Origin of the sequence: Nonomuraea mangrovi (genome assembly GCF_042681425.1) — a bacterium.
GTDB classification, from domain to species: domain Bacteria; phylum Actinomycetota; class Actinomycetes; order Streptosporangiales; family Streptosporangiaceae; genus Nonomuraea; species Nonomuraea mangrovi.
In genome coordinates, this window is the sequence record NZ_JBHUFV010000036.1 from 45,417 (window position 1) to 63,201 (window position 17,785).

The window sequence follows — 17,785 nt, forward strand, 5'->3', positions numbered from 1 at the left end:
CGTGATCACCCCAGTCCGGATCGCCACTGAAGCAGGCGGGTCATCGTTCCGCCGAGCACCGCCGCCCGATCCTCCTCAGCGAGGCCACTGAAGATTACCCGTCCCAGTGACATCCGCAGATCGATGAAGGGGAAGTCGGAGCCGTACACGACGCGGTCAGCGCCTACCTCTCTCACCATTGTGGCGATGTCGGCGCCGGTGTTGAAGGAACCGCACACCTCCAGCACCACCCCTGGCCGCCGCCGCGCCACCTCGATCGCCGCCTCGAACCCCAGCGGCGTGGCGCCCGCGTGCCCTGCCAGGATCACCACGTCCGGGTAGCGCGCGGCCACCTCGTCCACCATCGGCAGGTCGTTGTACGGCGAGCCCTCGTAGGTGTGCGTCAGCACGGGACAGCCGGTCCGCTGCGCGAACTCCCACACGGGCGCGTAGCGGCCGCCGGTGAGCGGGTAGTCGTGCAGGTCGGGGTGGAGCTTGACGCCGCCGAAGCGCGGGTCGTGGCCCCATTTCGACAGCTCGCCGATGGGGTCCTGCCACGGGTTGACGGTCAGGTAGCCGGTGAACCTGTCGGCCGCCCTCGCCACGATCGCCGCGGTCTGGGCGTTGCCCTCGGCGGCGTCGAGCTGGATGGCCAGATGGCTGGAGACGACCGCGTGGGACACCCCGCACCTGTCCATGACCCTCGCCATCCCCTCGGGCCCCGCGTCGGGGATGAAGAACAGGCTGTACGGGCCCGCGTGGGCGTGCGCGTCCACGATCCGGAGCGCGCTCTGCGGCTCGCGCTTCCAGAGCGCGGCGGTGAGGACGTTCAAGCGACCCTCGCTTCGTCGTGGAGCAGGCCGCGCACGTTGCCCGACCCGATGGCGGCGACGGCGGCGTCGTCGAGCTCCGACCACAGCAGCCTCGTCACGGCCTCGGCGGGGTCCCTGGCGGGCGCTCCGGTGCCGAAGACGACGCGGTGCGGGCCGTACCGGTCGACGAGCCATTCGAGGCCGCAGTGGGAGGAGAGGTTGGCCAGCCCCACGTGGACGTTGGCGGTGCGGGCGAGCACGCCCGCGGCCTGCCTGAGCACGCGGTAGCCGAGGCCGCCGACGACCACGGGCAGGCCCGGATGGGCGCCCGCGATCGACTCGATCGAGGACCAGCCGGCTTGCGCGGCGTCGAGCAGCAGCGGCAGCGCGGCCTCCTCCAGCGCGCGCAGCATCGGGGCGGCGTCGCGGCCCGCCAGGTCGTAGCCGTGGTCGGCGGGGTAGGCGCGGACGGCGACGACGCCCGCCGCCGCGGCGGCGGCCACGAACGCGTCGGGCGCGCCGGTCTCCCCGCAGGTGTCGGGGAGCAGCACCCAGCACGGCCGCAGCCTGGGCTCGCCTTCGACCAGGTCGAGCAGCCTGTGGTTGCCCGTGTCGGGGTCGTGCAGCCATGACAGCGTGTGGCTCACGACGGCCTCGGCGATGCCGAAGCGGTCCATCCTGGCCAGCGCCTCGGCGACAGTCCCCTCGCCGACGTCCCTGCGCGGGTGCCGGCCGAGCAGCGCGTCAGCGTCGATCAGCATGGACCGTCCATCCGTCGGGGATCGTGGGGGGCTCGTCGAGGAACGGGAAGATCCCGACGGTGAACCCGCCGCGGCCGCGCAGGCCGAGAGAGTGGATCTCGCCGTACTCGGCCGTCCTGGTGGCGGGGTCGGGGATGCGCGCGGGACCGTTCCCGAACAGGACCTCGTCGGGCTCCTCCAGCGGGACGACGAGCAGGCCAGGGGCCCGCTCGGTGCGGTACCCCGCCCCGTGGCGCACCCACGGGGAAAGGCCGTGCACCTGCCAGATCGCCTCCGCCTCGATCCGGTCGGTGACCACCCAGTAGCCCTCGTCGCGGACGAAGACGACCGTGCGGTCGTGGCGCGCGCTGTAGCCGTGGTGGTGCCCGGCGAAGACGTCCACCCCGTCGCCCGTCTCGTGTCCTGACGAGAACAGGTCGCAGGCGGCCCTGCGGTCCTCGGTGTACTCCTCGCCCGGCACGAGCAGGGTGTTGTGCGCCCTGGTCGCCTGGTACCAGTCGTAATAGCCGGGGTCGTCGTAGGAGGGCGGTCCTCCTCCCTCCCATGCCAGCGGGACGCCCCATCCGGCGATCACGAAGTCAAGCGCGGCGTGGTGGCTGTGCGGCTCGAGCTCGTGGCCCACGTAGGGGCCGTAGTTGATCACCGTGTGGAAGGTCCCTGAGCGGAAGACGGCGTAGCCGCTGGCCTCCAGGTTGGTCGAGCCCTTCGCGGGCTCGATGCCGGAAGGCCAGACGATGCCGCTGTCCTGCAGGTGCGGCACCCACCCTCCCGAGGTCATGAGCGCGGCGAGCCAGTCGTGCATGGCCAGGTAGCGCGGGTGCGTGGCAAGTCCCGGCTCGACGGCGGCGGCCCGCCTGAGCGCGTCGAGGCACATGCCGTGGTAGCCGGGCGAGCGCTCGTGGTGGCCGCCGTCGGCGCGCACGTCGCGCTCCAGATGCTCCATGATGCGCGCCGTGGCGATCTCGGCCCACTGCGCGGCCTCGGGCAGGTCGGCGAACACCCTGGCGGCGTGCAGCAGCTCGCAGACCGTGGCGAACTGCCAGTTGCCGTGCCTGAACTCGTCGTGCTCCTCGGCCGCCCACCGGGCGCCGCCGAGGACGGTCTTCATCATCTCCTTCCAGCACTCCTCGCCGACCGCCTCTCCGAGGACGGCCAGCGCCTGCGTGACGTACATCGTGCGGGCGCAGACCCCGAGGGAGTACCAGACCACGTCGAGGCCGGGCCAGTCGCCCTCGACCAGGTCGCGGCCGGCGTACCACTGGCGGAACAGGCGCTCCCACTCCGCCGCGTGACGCGGGTCGCCGGTCTCGGCGTAGGCGGCGACCAGCGGGGTCATCCAGCGCAGGTAGTGGAAGCCGTACAGGCGGGAGCGGCCGTGCCCCTTGTCGAGGAAGTCGACCTCGGCCCCGTGCAGCGCGTCGGCCCCGTCGGACGGCAGTCCCGCGGGCACCGGCGCGCGCCACCGCCACGCCCTGCTGTCGCTCCCCAGCGCGGCGAAGAGGTCCTCGTCGGAAATGTGACGCATCCGCGTGGGATGCACGTGCGGTGCCTTCTCCACGGACATCAGAGCTTCACCGGCGCTCCCGTGCGGGCCGACTCGTGGGCGGCGGCGAGGACGGCGGTCACGTGCCGCGAGCTCTCCACGGTGATCAGCGGCTGCGCGCCGGTGCGGGCGCAGTCGACGAAGTGGTGGATGGCGTCGCGGTAGGCGCCCGCGGGCACGCCGTGGACGACGCGCTGCAGCATGTTGCGCGGGTAGGTGTAGGCCTTCTCCGTGGCGAGCTGGATGTTCTCCTTCTGCCTGTCGAGCTGGATGACGCCCGACTCGCCTGTCACGGTGACGTAGCTGTCGACCATGGTCGGGAAGGTGTTCGGGTAGATCCACGCCGACTCGAAGGTGGCCACCGCCCCCCTGCTGAAGCGGGCCTGGATCTGCATGGCGTCGGGCGTCTCGATGCCCATGCCGCGCAGCTTGCCGTACCTGGCCGTGGCGAAGACCTCGACCACCTGGTCGTCGTAGAGCCAGGTCACCAGGTCGACGTCGTGGCTGGACAGGAACCACGCGCAGGTGGTCCTGTCGGCCCAGCCGATCATCTCGGTGGGCACGTGGATGGTGTCGTCCTTGCGGGCGTAGCCGACAACGGGTTCGCCGACCAGCGGCATCTGCTCCTTGGCCTGGGCGTAGGCGGGTACCCACCGGTGGTTGAACAGGCACATCGCGGTCACGCCCGCCTGCCTGATGGCGGCGACCGCGCGGTCGGCGTCCTCGACGGTGGTCGTGAACGGCTTCTCCACGAGGATGTGCGCCCCGGCCCGCGCCGCGGCCACCATCACGTCGGCGTGCAGGTGGTCGGGCGTGGTGATCGAGACGGCGTCGACCAGGCCCGAGGCGAGCAGGTCCGCGTAGTCGGCGAACACCGCCGCGTCAGGGGCGTCGTCGAGCGGCCGGCGGGACACCGCGGTGATCTCGACGTCAGGGTGGGCGGCCAGGACCTCGGCGTGGCCGCGACCCATGATCCCCGCGCCGACGATCCCCATTCTGAGCTTAGGCAAGTGCGTCATTCCATCGCTTCTCTGCTGTGTCGAGCGCCTCCTTGGCGCTCTTGGTCCCCGTCAGGAACGCCCTGACCTCCTCGGAGAGGAGCTCGCCGAGCTCGGCGTCCTTGGCCGTGCCCATCGGGGTGTACTCCAGCTCGGGCAGGCCCTTCACGATCACGCTTCTGGCCACGGCCATCGGGTCGTCGCCCGCGCTTCCCGAGAAGAACGGGTCCTTGGTCGAGGAGACCGTCGACGGGTAGATGGGGACGATCTTGCAGAAGGCCAGCTGGTTGGCGCCGTTGGTGAAGAACTTGATGAACTCGGCGGCGGCCTTCTTGTGCGTGGAGGCCTTCGGGATGGAGAAGGCCTGCTGGGCGAGCAGCAGGAAGCCGCCCGTGCTCATCCTGACCGGCGTGGTGACGGTGAGGTCCCGGTAGACGTCCGGCGCGTTCTTCTGGATGTTGAGCAGCTCGGCGGCGTTGGCCGTGGCCTTGAAGGCGACCTGCCCGTTCTCCAGCGTCTGCGGCAGATTGCGGATGTCCTTGGAGACCGCGCCCGGCGCGATGCCGTGCGCGTCGTAACTCTTCTTGAACCTCTCCAGGATCGCGACGGCCTCGGGGGTGTTGAACGTCGCCGTCTTCTTGTCGTCGGACAGCAGCTTGATCCCGTAGTAGCGCAGCGCGTTGTGGTCGGGGATCGCGTTCATGCCGTTGATCTCGGTGGTGGCGTAGATCTTGTCGGCCAGGGCGAGGGCCTCGTCGAAGCTCTTCGGCGGCGCCTTCTCGTCGAAGCCGGCCTTGCCGACCACCGACGTGCGGTACATGGCGACGGGAGCGCCGCCGTTGTACCAGGGCACCGCGTAGAGCTTGCCGTCCACGCGCAGCGGTTCCACCAGGTTGGGCTGGAAGTCGGCCAGGTCGGCGGGCTTGAAGTGCTCGTCGAGCGGGGCGAGCGAAGGGGCGAACCTGCCGAGGTCGAGGGAGGAGATGTTGACCGCGTCGGGGACGTCGCCGCTGGCCACGGCGGCCAGCAGCTTGGTGGCGCTCTCCTGGCCCGGCACGTCGACCCACTTGACGGTGACCTTCGGGTGCTGCTTCTGGTACTCGCCGATCAGGCCGGTGATGAAGTCGCTGTAGTTCTTCTTCAGGTTGATGGTCCAGAACTCGACCTCGCCCTCGAAGGGCTGGTCGTCGGCGGCCGGAGCGCCCTGGGACGAGGCTCCGGCCACGCAGCCTGAGACGAGCAGGGACAGCGCGAGCGCGCCTGCCGTTAAGACCCCTCTGGTCATCACGGCGCACCTCCCAAGATTATGGCCGTCCTCAACGGCAACTTTCGGCAGAATCTCACCGGAGGGAGGGAGCGTCAATCCCTTTCCTTCGCGAAGGCCGGAGGAAGCCATTCCTGGCACTTCCGAGCTCGTGGACCAACGAGGGGATTGACGGCCTTCTCGAAACCCGCTTACGCTGCACCAAATTCTGGCCGCCGTTATACGGACTTTAGGACTCGCATGGCAGTCGACAGGATCCCAGGGCAGCAGTGGTACACGCCGTACCTGTTCGCGCTGCCCGCGCTGGCGCTGTTCGGGGTGTTCTTCGTCTGGCCGGCCTTCACCGCCGTCCAGCTCTCCTTCATGGAGTACGACGTGGTGTCACCGCCCGAGTTCGTGGGCGTGGACAACTTCGTCAGACTGGTGGGCGACCCGAAGTTCTGGACGGCGACGCTCAACTCGGTGCTGTTCCTGATCGGGCTGTTCCCCCTGCTGGTCGTGGCGCCGCTGCTGCTGGCCGTCCTGGTGAACCAGAAGCTGCCCGGGATCAGGACCTTCAGGATGCTGTACTACCTCCCGGTGGTGACCTCGATGGTCGCCGTCGCGGTGGCCTGGGAGTACGTCTTCCACCAGCAGGGCGTCCTCAACTGGATCCTCACCGGGGCCGGGCTGCTCGACCAGCCGATCCAGTACCTGCTCGACCCGTTCTGGGCGCTGCCCGCGCTCATCCTGGTCGAGGGCTGGAAGAGCATGGGCTTCTACATGATGATCTATCTGGCCGGCCTGCAGACGATCGACAGCTCGCTCTACGAGGCGGCCAGGGTCGACGGCGCCAGCGCGTGGGACAGGTTACGCCGCATCACGGTGCCGCTGATGGTGCCCTACATCGCGGTCGCGATCACCATGGAGATGCTCGACGCGATGCAGGCCTTCACCTCCGTCTACGTGATGACCAGGGGCGGGCCGCAGGACGCGACCCTGACCCTCGGCTACTACATCTGGTCGGCCGGCTTCGAGCACTACGACATGGGCTACGCCAGCGCGGTCGGGCTCGTGCTCTGGGTCGTGATGATCGCGATGGCCATGCTCAACTACCGCATCACCAGGGGGCGAGCATGATGAGACGCGCAGGCATGTACGTCCTGCTCACCGCGATCGCGCTCGCCTTCGTCGGCCCGTTCCTCGTCCTGCTGTCCGCCGGGCTCAAACCGTCGGGCCAGGCGGTCTTCTCCTTCCCTCCTGACATCATCCCCAGGCCGCCGGTCCTCGACTGGGTGAAGGAGGCGTGGACGGCGATCCCGTACCCGCGCTACCTGCTCAACTCGGTCATCTACGTCGGCGTCATGGTGCCGCTCCACATCCTGGTCTCCGCCCTGTGCGCCTACCCGCTGGCCCGGATGCGCTTCCGCGGCAGAACACTGATCTTCCTCGCCATCCTGTCCACGATGTTCCTGCCGGGCGAGGTCATGCTCATCCCCAGGTTCCTCGTGGTCTCCCAGCTCGGCATGGCCGACACGTTCGCGGGTGTGATCCTGCCGGGTCTGCTGTCGGCCTTCGGGATCTTCCTGGTCAGGCAGACCTTCGCAGGCGTGCCGCGCGAGATCGTCGATGCCGCCCGCACCGACGGCTGCCACGAGCTGCGCATCTTCTGGCACGTCATGCTCCCCGCCGCCAGGCCCACACTGGCGATCCTCGGCATCTTCGGCTTCATCTCGGTGTGGAACAGCTTCATCTGGCCACTGGTCGTGCTGAAGGACTCCGCGAAGTACCCCATCGCGCTCGGGATCGCCTACCTCGCCGGGATCACCGGCACCGACGTCCGCACGCTCGCCGCCGGCACCATCGTCTCGATCGTCCCGGTGGTGGTCGTCTTCATGCTCATGCAACGCCACGTCCTCGAAGGCATGCGCGGCGCGGTCAAGGGCTGACGCCGCAGAAGGTGAGCCATCCATGTTGACTCGCAGGCAGTTCGGTCTGGGCGCGCTGGCCATGAGCGCGCTCGGATTCACCGGCGCGGCCGGATACGACTACACCTCGCGGGAGACCTTCGACCTGTTCGACAAGGCCTTTCACGACAGCGGGGCCACCGGGCAGCCCACGCACACCAACGAGCAGGGCGCACTGGGCTGGGGCCAGTCCTACGTGCTGGCCGCCTTCGTCAGGATGTACGAGGCCTACCGGAACACCCACTACCTCGACCGGCTCATCACCAACATTGACCTGGTGCTGGCCGGTCGCGACTCGGTGCGCGGGGTGACCGACTACCGCGGCCTGTCGCTCCCCTCCTGGCGCAACACGAGCTACTCGGCCGGCGGCGTGACCCTGCTGGACGCGGAGGGCCGGCCGACGCTCGAGGTGCGCAGCGCCCTCACCAACGTCAGCGACGCCGTCGTGACCGTGACGGCGGGCAGCAGCGAGGGCCGCTTCACCCTCGTGGTGAACAACCCCAAGAAGAAGCGGGTCTCCACCTTCACCGACCTCACGATGGACCAGGCCGGCCCCGACCACGTGGTGCGACGCGTCCTGGCCGCCTACCCCTCGCCGAACATGGTGACGGCCAAGGTCCTGTCCGGCGGCTCGACGCCGGCCCTCGGCACCTTCGCCATGGCCGCGGCACCGGTGCTCTTCTCCGTGCACACCGGGATGATCACCTACCCGATGGCCTCCTTCGTACGACTCGTCCACCACAGCCCCAGCCTGCGCAGGAATCCGCGCTACCGGGCCAAGGCCGCCGAATACCTCACCGCGGTCAGGGAGGCGGCGGCCGTTCACGAGCGGGAGTGGATGGACGACGGCTACTTCATCTGGCCCAAGCACATGCCGGTCCCCTACGACGGCACCGAGCAGCCCACCAACCAGACCCTCGGCCTGGGCCTGACCTACGCCGAGCTCGCGGCGGCGACGGGTGAGCGGGTCTACCGCGACCGCACCAGGCGCCTGGCCGCCACCTTCGCGGGCGACCTGACGGCCGACGCCGACGACGCCTACGTCTGGCCGTACTGGCCCGCGTTCGGGAAGATGTACCGGGGCTACACCCAGGCCGACGACGTCTCCGAGTGGACCCCGTCGTACGGCAGCCCGCCCGTCGGCGCGCAGCAGCGGGAGGACCTCAGCCACGCGGGGATCGACGTGGAGTTCGCCGCCGTCGCGCATCGCTGGGGCCTGGGCTTCCGAGGGCGCGACATGGCCCGCTTCGCCCGCTCCTACACCAGGAACATGGCCACCACCGACAACGGCGTCGCCACCACCTTCCTCTACGTCGACGGCGGCGGCGGCCTCGCGCCGGCCGGTCAGTACCTCCAGGCCCCGAGGTTCATGCCGGTGGCCCCGTGGGATCCGGGACTCTTCACCCACGCCCGCCAGGTCTACGACGACCACGCCGTCGAGTCGCAGATGGGCTCCACCCTGCTCTGCGTCGCCTACCTCAACTGGTTCGCCAAGCGCCCCTGACCCCCCGGAGGCACGTCCATGCAGCTGTCCCGCAGACGATTCACCCTCGGCGCCCTGGCCATGGGCGCCCTCGGCTCCTTCACAGGAACGGCCCGCGCCGCGGCGGGCCACGACTACACCTCGCGCGAGACCTTCGACCTGTTCGACAAGGTCTTCCACGAGAGCGGCAACGGCGGCCGGCCCACCGACACCAACGAGCACGGCGGCCTCGCGTGGGGCCAGTCGTACGTCCTGGCCGGGTTCATCAGGATGTACGAGGCCTACAAGGACACCCACTACCTGGACCGGTTCATCACCAACGTCGACCTGGTGCTGGCCAACCGCGACTCGGTGCGCGGGGTCAAGGATCACCGGGGGCTCTCGCTGCCCGCGTGGCGGGCCATGGCGCCCTACACCGCGGGCCTCGTCACGCTCAAGGACGCGGGCGGGACGCCGCTGCTGGAGGTGCGGACGGCGCTGACCTACGCCGACAACGCGGTGGCGACCGTACGGGCGGGCACCGCCGAGGGCCGCTTCACCCTGGAGGTGAGGAACAGCAGGACCAACCTGGTGGCCACCTTCCCCGACCTGTCGCTCGACCCGGCCGCTCCCGACTACGCGGTGCGCAGGATCTTCGACGCGTTCCCGACGCCGACGCTGGTGACGGCCAGGGAGCTCAGGCCGTCGCCCGCGGGCGACGCGGCGCCCGTGCTCGGCGCGACCCCGTTCGTCTCGCAGCCGGTGGTGTTCACCGTGCACACCGGGATGATCACCTATCCGATGGCGTCGTTCGCGAAGACCGTGTTCAGGAGCCCGCGGCTGCTGGCCGTGCCGAAGTACCGGAGCAAGGCCGTGGAGTACCTGAGGGCCGCCAGGGACGCGGCGGCCGTCCACGACGACGAGTGGCGCCAGACCGAGGACGGCCACGGGTACTTCGTGTGGAACAAGGGCACGCCGCTCGGCAACGACGGCGCCGAGCAGCCCACCAACCAGAGCCTCGCGCTCGGCCAGACCTACGCCGAGTTGGCCGCCGCCACCGGCGACCCGTTCTACCTGGACCGCACGAGGCGGATGGCCCGCACGTTCGCCCGCGAGCTCGAGGTCGACGCCGACGACGCCTACGTGTGGACGTACTGGCCGACGTTCGGCAAGGTCTACAGCGGGTTCGCCAAGACCGACGACATCTCCGAGTACACGCCGTCGAGCAACCCGGGGCAGGGCATCGAGGACCTCAGCCACGGCGCGATCGACGTGGAGTTCGCGGCGGCGGCCTTCCGCAACCGCCTGTTCTACCAGGGTCAGGACATGGCCCGTTTCGCGCGCACCTACAGCAGGAACCTGGCGACCACCGGAACCGACGGCATCCCCACCGCCTTCCAGCGGGTGAACGGCACGGGCAGCACCACCAGCGCGGGCCAGTACCTGCAGGCGCCCCGCTGGATGGCGGTGGCCCAGTGGGACGACACGGTGTTCAGCCACTCCCGCTCGATCTACGACGCCCGGGCCGTGGAGCCGCAGCTCGGCTCCTACCTGGGCTGTGTCGCCTACCTCAACTGGCACGCCCGTAGGGGGTCATGATGTTGTCGAAGCTGATCGCCGCAGCGACCCTGCTGCTGACCGCCGTCCCCGGCCAGGCTCCCGCCTCCTCGCCGTCGGCTTCGGTCTCGTCGACCGCCTCGGCGGCCGAGAGTGTGTGGCTCACGAAGTACAAGGCGCTGGAGGCGGCGATCGGCGACGCCGTCTACACCGACCCGAGCAGCGCGAACCTGGCGTGGGGCGAGAGCTACATCATGCGCAGCTATCTCGACGTCTACGCCGCGACGCAGGACACCGCCTGGCTCGACAAGATCGTCACGCATGCGGACACGATCATCGCGAACGCCGACGACATCGACAACGACGGCTTCAGTGGCTGGAGCACCAGCCAGTACTCACCTCCCGAGCTGGCCAACACGAGCTTCGAGTCGGCCGCGAGCGGCGACACCACGCTGCCCGCCAACTGGACGAGGTTCCAGGACACGGGCAGCCACATCTACCGGACCACCGACGTGCCGGGCAGCGGCACGGGCACCCAGTCCGTGCGCGTCGTCTCCGACCAGACGAAGTGGAAGAAGCTCCGGCAGAAGATCGGCTCCGACTACGCGGGCGGCACCAAGCACGTCCTGCGGGCCTGGGGCAAGCGGACCGGCTCGGTCGTGGGGCGGGTCGTGCTGCGCGACGGGTCCACGACGCTGTGCATGCTGGAGTACGCGTCGACCGCGTGGCAGCTCAAGCAGACCACCTGCGACATTCCCGCGGGGCGGGCGCCTGAGGTGTGGCTGGAGCACGCGTCCTACACGGTGAGCGGGTCGGCGTACTTCGACGACGTGCGGTTGAACGGGATCTTCCCCTACATCGTGCACGACGCCATGATCGGGATCCCGATCGCGGAGTTCGTCCGCCTGGTGGCCAAGACTCCCGCCCTGTCCGGATACAGCGCGAAGGCCGCGGCGTACCGGGCCTTCCTCGAGAACGAGATCGTGCCGCGCTGGGAGCAGAGCGGCTACCTCGGCAACACCTGGAACGGCACGTCCTACCAGCAGTCGCCGAACGTCGACACGTTCAGTCACGTCAGGAGCTCCAACGACCTGCCGTTCAACATGCCGCTGGGCTTCGCGAACCTGCTGACCGTGCTGCACGAGGTCAACGGCAACCCCACCTACCTCGACAGGGCCACGAAGGTCGCGCAGTGGGCGAAGGGGCATCTGACCGGCTCGGCCGGCGCCTACGTCTGGAACTACGCGACGTACACCACCAAGAAGGAGGACCTTTCGCACGCGAACGTGGACGTGTCCGCCTTCGTGGAGTTCTACCGGCGGGGGCAGGTGTTCACCGCGGCCGACATGACGGCGTTCACGAAGACGCTCAAGTCCAAGATGTGGAACGGGTCGACGAGCGCGCCGGGATTCAGCCTGTACGTGGACGGGACGGGGGCCGCCAACGGCGTCGACTACTTCCTGCACTCGTGGCTGGAGCTGTCGGAGTTCGACCGGCAGGTGTGGACCCTGGCGGCCACGAAGTACACCGGCTTCACGGCGACGAACGCCTCCCACCTGATCACGCTGTCCCGCCTGTTACGCCTGGAATGACCTCGTCCAAGGGCCGTCCTCCCTCGGGGGGGACGGCCCTTTTTCGTTTCCACGGGTGCCGAACGGCGGATCCATCGACCGCGCCCAGCTCGTCGACCGGATCACCGGCGCACTGAAGATCCCCGAAACGGCCGCGCAGGCGGCGCTGACCGAGCTCACCGACGGCCTCCAGGTGGCCCTGCGGCGGTGACGGCGGTCTACTCCTTGGCGAGCAGGGCGCGGGCGGCCGGGACGACGTCGCGGGCCCAGGCGGTCAGCTGGGTGGCGTCGGCCTGCTCCGGCCAGTAGACGAACGAGTCGAAGCCCACGTCGGTGGCCAGGTGGGCGATGACCTCCGCCCACTGTTCCGCCGTGGCCCGGATCGGGGCCTCGCCGCGCAGGACGACCTCGCCGGGGGCGTCGGTGATGTGACCGACCAGCTGGGCGATCCTGGTGATGTCGGACGGCTGTCGCCCGGCCTCGGCGGCGGCCCCGTCGATGATGTCCTGGGACGCCCGCCACTTCTCGTAGGGCAGGTAGTGCGGGATGGGGGCCGCCCAGCCGTCGGCGACGCGGCCGGTCTGCGCGAGCGCTTTCGGACCGACGCTCCCGAACCAGATCCCGATCGGGTGGGCGGGGGCGGGGCCGGCGTGGACGCCGTCCATCGAGTAGTGCTCGCCGGACACCTTGACGCTCTCGCCTGCCCGCCACAGACGCCGGATGATCTCGACGGCCTCCTCCAGCGCGACCTGGTTCTGGCCGGCGGTCCGGTCGGGGCCGCCGAAGGCGGTGATCGCCTGGCGGAAGCCCCCGGCACCGAGACCGAGTTCGAACCGCCCGCCGCTGAGCAGGTCGAGCGTCGCGGCGGCCTTGGCGATCACACCGGGCCCTCGAAGCGGCAGACTCGCCACATCAGGAAATATCCGGATCTGCGTGGTGTCGGCAAGCATGGTGGCGATCAGGCTGAACGTGTCGACCAGGCCACCCGCATAGGGGTGGTCCTGCACACCCAGGAGGTCGAGCCCCTCCCGGTCAGCGAGCCTGGCCAGCTCACGGAGCCCGGGCAGGTCGCCCGAGGAGGGGGAGAGCTGGACACCGAAGCGATAGGACATGACGCGCCTGCCGTCAGGACTTCAGGAAGGCGGCCGCGGCCTGGAGGAAGGCGTCGTTGGCCTCGGGGGTGCCGATCGACACGCGGGCCCCCTCACCGGGGAACGGCCGCACGGCCACACCCTCGACCGCGCAGGCCGCCGCGAAGTCCAGCGTCCGCTCGCCCACCCGCAGCCACACGAAGTTGGCCTCCGACGGCGGCACCGTCCAGCCCTGGGCGATGAGGGCCTCACGGACCCTGGTGCGCTCCTTGACCACCGAGTCCACCCGCTCCAGCAGCTCCTTCTCCGCCGGGTCCGCCAGCGAGGCGACGGCGGCGAGCTGGGCGAGGTGGTTGACCGCGAACGGAACGATCGTCTTGCGGACCGCCGCCGCCACGGGCTCGTGCGCGACGAGGTAGCCGACGCGCAGCCCCGCCAGGCCGTACGCCTTGGAGAACGTGCGCAGGACGCAGACGTTCGGCCGGTCCCTGTAGAGGGTGAGCCCGTCGGGCACGTCGGCGTCGCGGACGTACTCGCGGTAGGCCTCGTCCAGCACCACCAGCACGTCGGAGGGCACCTTGTCGAGGAACGCCTCGAGCTCCGCCCGCCTGATCGAGGTCCCCGTCGGGTTGTTCGGGTTGCAGACGAAGATCATCCGGGTGCGGTCGGTGACGGCCGCCGCCATCGCGTCGAGGTCGTGGTCCTCGCCGTCCAGCGGCACCCGCACGGAGGTGACCCCCGCCAGGTCCGCCAGCAGCGGGTACGCCTCGAAGGAGCGCCACGCGTAGATCACTTCGACGCCCGGCTCGCCGAACGTCTCGAACAGCTGCTGGGCCACGGTGACCGAGCCCGCGCCCAGCGCCACATGCTCGGGCGGCACGCCGTACCGGGCGGCGATCGTCTCGGTGAGCCTGGTCGCGGCCGGGTCGGGGTAGCGGTTGATCTGCCTCGCGCCCTCGGCGATCGCCTCGACGACCGACGGCAGAGGGTCGTAGGGGGACTCGTTGGAGGACAGCTTGAACGACCGGCCGTCGGCGCTCACTACGGCCTTGCCCGCCTTGTACGGGGGCATTGTGTCAAGAATCGCACGGAAACGAGGCATGGCCCCATGGTAGTCGTGGCCGGAACCGCAGGTCTCCCGCCGGTCCACCCGGCGGACCCTCTACCGGCTGACCGGTGCCGCCGGCCCTGATGCCCGCGATCCGGGCCGGTCCGTCACTCCTTCAGCGACCGCAGCATCGGCGGGTGGAGCAGTTCGGCGGGCCCGCGGCGGTACAGCTTCGCCGGACGCCCGCCGTCGCGGGTGGTCGTCGAGCCGGTCTCCACCAGGAAGCCCTCGGCCTTGGTGACCTTGCGGTGGAAGTTGCGCGGGTCGAGAGCCCGCCCCCAGACGATCTCGTAGACGCGCCGCAGGTCCGCCACCGTGAACTCGGGAGGGCAGAACGCCGCCCCCAGCGAGGTGTACTCCAGCTTGGCCCTGGCCCGCTCGATGCCGTCGAGCATGATGCGCCGGTGGTCGAAGGCCATGACGGTGAGCTCGCTGACCGGCACCCACGCCATGTGCGCCTTCTCCGAGGCGGGCAGGTCGGGGGCGAGCCCCAGGTAGGCGACCGACAGGACGCGCTGGCGGGGGTCGCGGTCGGGGTAGCCGTAGGTCTGGAGCTGCTCCAGGTGGACCGGCGCGCCCGGCAGTCCCGCGCGTTCGTCGAGGATGCGGCGGGCGGCGTCGGGCAGGTCCTCATCGAGCTGGATGAACCCGCCGGACAGCGACCACCTGCGCAGGAACGGCGGGTTGTCCCGCCGCCACACCAGAGCGGAGAGCGCCTGGCAACGGACAGTGAGCACGACGAGGTCCACGCTCACCGGGACGCTGGGGACCATGCCAGGCACGTTACACGCTGACGCGCACGTGCAGCGGCTCCGTCGCCTCCAGTCCCGAGGGCGAGCGGACCCCGACCGATACCCAGACGCCCAGCGGGACCTGCGACCAGTCGAAGGGCACCCAGGCCACCACGATGCGGTCGGCCATGGCCTCGTTGGGGGCGTCGGTGGCGTTGATCAGGAGTTCGGCCGAACCGCCAGGCCAGGTGAGGGTGATGGTGCCGCCGCGCTCCAGGTTGTAGCCGCGGATCTCGACGCCGTCCTCCTCGTTCGGCGACGTCCTCACCGCGTCGACCGCGATGGGCCGCAGGTGGTCGGCCATGACCTGGTCCTTGAGCGGGGTGTCGCCGCAGGTGAAGAAGTCACTCCACATGTAGGAGACGACCTTCTGGACGTAGCGTCCCGTCATGGCGACGGCGGCGTCCAGGCGCTTCTTGTCGGTGGCGCCGCGGGTGCCCTGGGGCTGGCACGGCGTGACGGCCGAGGGCTCGAACGATTCGACGTTCGCCCACAGCTCCACCTCGAAGCCCTCCTCGACCAGGAGCTCGCGGGCAAGGGCCATCTCGCGGTAGTAGTCGCGGGTGGAGCCGTGGTAGGCGGTGTCGTAGGTCGTCTCGCCGACGACCGGCCGCAGGCGCGGGTCCACCTCGTTGTCGCGCTGGTCGGGCCAGAACAGGCCGACCTTGCCTGTGCCCCTGCTATCCTGCGGGGCGATGATGCCGACACCCGACTTGGCCAGGGCCTTGAAGCCCTCGGCCACCTGCTTGGGCGTCTGGCCGAACGGCACCCGCTTGCGCGCGTCCATGTAGGGGCTGACCAGGATCGGCTTGCCGGGCAGCTCCTGCTCGATGATGGTGTGCTGCTCGGAGTAGACCTGCAGGGTCGGGTTGGTCGCCATGGTGGCGCCCAACTGCAGCTCGAAGGGCTGGTAGAAGCCGCCGAGTGAGGCTCTGTCCTTGAAGCGGTCGCCGTAGTCCTGCAGGATCCTGCGCGTCAGCGTCACGAGCACGGGGAGGTGCTTCGAGCTGGCCCTGGTGGCCACGGCCGAGTCGCGCGGCGCCATCGGCAGCGAGGGGAAGACCTGCACGCCGAAGATGTCGCCCAGGCGCAGCAGCTCGGTGAGGCTGTCCTCCGACGAGCCGGCGACCAGGATGAGGTCGTAGGCGCGCCCGGTGCTGGTGAAGTCGCAGGTGGCGTCGTCGGAGCCGTCCGGGGCGGCGAGGAGCCGGTAGTAGACGCGCTTGCCGTGCCTGATGGCGCGTTCCATCTGCGGGCAGCGGAGCAGGCCGGGGCCGAAGCTCTCGTCGGTCCTGTAGACGAAGGTGCGGCCGATCCTGTTGTCCGGGTTGGCCTGCCTGAGATCCTGTTCGGCCTCCTGCCAGCAGCCCTCGCAGTCGGTGTAGCGGGCGTCGACCTCGCCGTCCCTGGTCAGGATCCGGCCGTCCTCCACCGTGCGGTACTGCAGGCCGTACCCGATCCTGATGACGGTGTCGCCGCCGGCGGCGTGGATCTCCTCCATCTGGTGGCGCCACGTGCACGGGTTGCTCGACGGGGTGATCCAGTAGCCGGTGACCGCGTACGGCTTGACGTCCTGCAGGTCGAAGGTGCCGCAGGCGTCCTTGTACTCCTTGACGGTCGGCTGCGGCAGCGGCTTCTTCGACGTGGAGGGAACGGCGGAGGCCCGGGTGTCGCTCGAGATCGGCTCGTTGTCGGGAAGGACGACGACCACCGCCGCGATGGCGGCGAGGATCGCCGCACCCAGAAGCACAGTGAGCCAGCGCACGTTCAGGAACCTACCGCCCTCGTGATCTGCGGGGGATAAACCGCTACTTCTTGACGCCCGCCCAGGACTCCAGCTGGGAGACGAACCTGCGCGCCGAGTTCGGCCAGTGGTGGTTGGCGCGGGCGGCGGCGTAACCGCGCGCGCCCATCGCGTGCCGGCCGCGCCGATCGTCCCTCAGCGACAGGACGGCCTGGGCGACGGCCTTGGGGTCCTCCCACGGCACGACGATCCCGCTCTCGTACCGCTCGACCAGCTCCACCGCGCGCGGCGAAGGAGTCGTTATCACCGGGATGCCGTGCGCCATGTACTCCACGATCTTCGTGGGCATGGAGTGGCGGTAGTTGGGCTCGTCGTGCAGGAGCGACAGGCCGCCCAGCGCGCCGTCGAGCCGCTTGAGCGCCTCGTCGTTCGGCATGAAGTCGCGCCACTCCAGCACGCCCTCGGCCACCGCCTGGTTGAGCGCGGGGCGCGACTGCGGGTCGGCGTAGCCGATCAGCTCCACTGCCACCCTGTACGGCTGCAGCAGCCTGCCGACCTCGATCGCCTCCTGGACGCCGCGCGCCCTGGACAGCCAGCCGAGGTAGACCACCCTGTCGTCGCCCGGCGGGGTGACCGAGTCAGGCACCCACGTCTCGTTGGGGACGATCAGGTGCGCGTGCTTGAACCTTCCCGCGTAGGCGGTCTCCGCCAGCAGCAGGTGCAGCCTGCGCTCGGCCGTGCTCTCCAGCAGCCGGGCCAGGAAGCGGACCGGCGGGCGCAGGAACGACGGCAGCCACGGCTTCAGCGACAGCGTCGCCGGGGTGTCCTCGTGCACGTCCCAGACCACGGGCGGCCTGCGGCGGACGCCCCAGACCGAGAACAGCAGCTCGGGGTCGTGGATCATGACCAGGTCGACCTTGTCGCGCAGGCGTTTGAACACCCTGCGCGCGGCCCACACGGCGCGCATGCGCTTGCGCTGGGCCGCTCGGGGCAGGTCGATGCCGTTGACCCACGGCCTGGCGACCACGCCGTGGGCGGAGAAGGACGCCGCGTACGTGACCTCATGACCGGCATCCACGAGGGCGCGGATCTGCCGGTGCAGGATCCGGGCGTCCTCGGGGTTATGCACCACCGTCATGACGAGCACGTGCACTGCGC

The 17,785-nt window shown here is 69.9% G+C and carries 16 protein-coding genes; 6 read left to right on the plus strand and 10 right to left on the minus strand.

Annotated features, from left to right (window positions below):
* Positions 1 to 5 precede the first annotated feature (5 nt).
* Genes ACFSKW_RS25120 through ACFSKW_RS25140 form a run of 5 tightly spaced genes read right to left on the minus strand, consistent with a single transcriptional unit; the run spans position 6 to position 5,378 of the window.
* Positions 6 to 812 carry an amidohydrolase family protein gene (locus tag ACFSKW_RS25120; RefSeq protein ID WP_379574850.1) on the minus strand — a complete coding sequence of 269 codons (807 nt, stop codon included), beginning with the start codon at positions 810 to 812 and terminating at the stop codon, positions 6 to 8.
* Entirely contained in the window at positions 809 to 1,552 is a 744-nt protein-coding gene (locus ACFSKW_RS25125) for an amidohydrolase family protein (protein ID WP_379574851.1), read from the minus strand. The genes ACFSKW_RS25120 and ACFSKW_RS25125 overlap by 4 nt, the downstream gene beginning before the upstream one ends.
* On the minus strand, positions 1,536 to 3,077 hold the full coding sequence (locus ACFSKW_RS25130) for a heparinase II/III domain-containing protein (protein WP_379574853.1): 1,542 nt from the start codon (positions 3,075 to 3,077) through the stop codon (positions 1,536 to 1,538). Before ACFSKW_RS25130 ends, ACFSKW_RS25125 begins: the two co-directional genes overlap by 17 nt.
* Positions 3,078 to 3,115: 38 nt before the next feature.
* Positions 3,116 to 4,114 carry a Gfo/Idh/MocA family protein gene (locus tag ACFSKW_RS25135; protein WP_379574854.1) on the minus strand — a complete coding sequence of 333 codons (999 nt, stop codon included), beginning with the start codon at positions 4,112 to 4,114 and terminating at the stop codon, positions 3,116 to 3,118.
* A complete protein-coding gene (locus tag ACFSKW_RS25140) occupies positions 4,098 to 5,378 on the minus strand; it encodes an ABC transporter substrate-binding protein (protein WP_379574855.1) in 1,281 nt (426 codons plus the stop codon). Before ACFSKW_RS25140 ends, ACFSKW_RS25135 begins: the two co-directional genes overlap by 17 nt.
* Before the next feature lie 219 nt (positions 5,379 to 5,597).
* On the opposite strand from ACFSKW_RS25140, the gene ACFSKW_RS25145 reads away from it, so the two are divergent.
* Genes ACFSKW_RS25145 through ACFSKW_RS25170 form a run of 6 tightly spaced genes read left to right on the plus strand, consistent with a single transcriptional unit; the run spans position 5,598 to position 12,104 of the window.
* Positions 5,598 to 6,476 (plus strand): carbohydrate ABC transporter permease, encoded by an 879-nt coding sequence (locus tag ACFSKW_RS25145; protein ID WP_379574856.1) that lies wholly within the window; start codon positions 5,598 to 5,600, stop codon positions 6,474 to 6,476.
* The gene (locus ACFSKW_RS25150) at positions 6,473 to 7,285 is read left to right on the plus strand and encodes a carbohydrate ABC transporter permease (RefSeq protein WP_379574857.1); all 813 of its coding nucleotides are present in this window, start codon (positions 6,473 to 6,475) and stop codon (positions 7,283 to 7,285) included. Before ACFSKW_RS25145 ends, ACFSKW_RS25150 begins: the two co-directional genes overlap by 4 nt.
* Before the next feature lie 22 nt (positions 7,286 to 7,307).
* The gene (locus ACFSKW_RS25155; RefSeq protein ID WP_379574858.1) at positions 7,308 to 8,807 is read left to right on the plus strand and encodes a hypothetical protein; all 1,500 of its coding nucleotides are present in this window, start codon (positions 7,308 to 7,310) and stop codon (positions 8,805 to 8,807) included.
* An 18-nt stretch (positions 8,808 to 8,825) separates the two neighbouring features.
* Entirely contained in the window at positions 8,826 to 10,364 is a 1,539-nt protein-coding gene (locus ACFSKW_RS25160) for a hypothetical protein (RefSeq protein ID WP_379574859.1), read from the plus strand.
* Positions 10,361 to 11,914, plus strand: a complete 1,554-nt coding sequence (locus tag ACFSKW_RS25165; protein ID WP_379574860.1) for a hypothetical protein — start codon at positions 10,361 to 10,363, stop codon at positions 11,912 to 11,914. The genes ACFSKW_RS25160 and ACFSKW_RS25165 overlap by 4 nt, the downstream gene beginning before the upstream one ends.
* 55 nt (positions 11,915 to 11,969) lie before the next feature.
* Entirely contained in the window at positions 11,970 to 12,104 is a 135-nt protein-coding gene (locus ACFSKW_RS25170) for a hypothetical protein (protein WP_379574861.1), read from the plus strand.
* Between the two features lie 7 nt (positions 12,105 to 12,111).
* Here the strand turns inward: ACFSKW_RS25170 and ACFSKW_RS25175 are convergent, their stop codons facing one another.
* From ACFSKW_RS25175 to ACFSKW_RS25195, 5 genes are all read right to left on the minus strand, one after another.
* A complete protein-coding gene (locus ACFSKW_RS25175; protein ID WP_379574862.1) occupies positions 12,112 to 13,005 on the minus strand; it encodes an LLM class flavin-dependent oxidoreductase in 894 nt (297 codons plus the stop codon).
* A gap of 13 nt (positions 13,006 to 13,018) precedes the next feature.
* Entirely contained in the window at positions 13,019 to 14,086 is a 1,068-nt protein-coding gene (gene hisC / locus ACFSKW_RS25180) for a histidinol-phosphate transaminase (RefSeq protein ID WP_379574863.1), read from the minus strand.
* 113 nt (positions 14,087 to 14,199) lie between these two features.
* On the minus strand, positions 14,200 to 14,865 hold the full coding sequence (locus tag ACFSKW_RS25185; protein WP_379574864.1) for an NUDIX hydrolase: 666 nt from the start codon (positions 14,863 to 14,865) through the stop codon (positions 14,200 to 14,202).
* Positions 14,866 to 14,875: 10 nt separating this feature from the next.
* A complete protein-coding gene (locus tag ACFSKW_RS25190; RefSeq protein WP_379574865.1) occupies positions 14,876 to 16,648 on the minus strand; it encodes a DUF4434 domain-containing protein in 1,773 nt (590 codons plus the stop codon).
* A 43-nt stretch (positions 16,649 to 16,691) separates the two neighbouring features.
* Entirely contained in the window at positions 16,692 to 17,780 is a 1,089-nt protein-coding gene (locus ACFSKW_RS25195) for a glycosyltransferase (RefSeq protein ID WP_379574866.1), read from the minus strand.
* Positions 17,781 to 17,785: the final 5 nt, after the last annotated feature.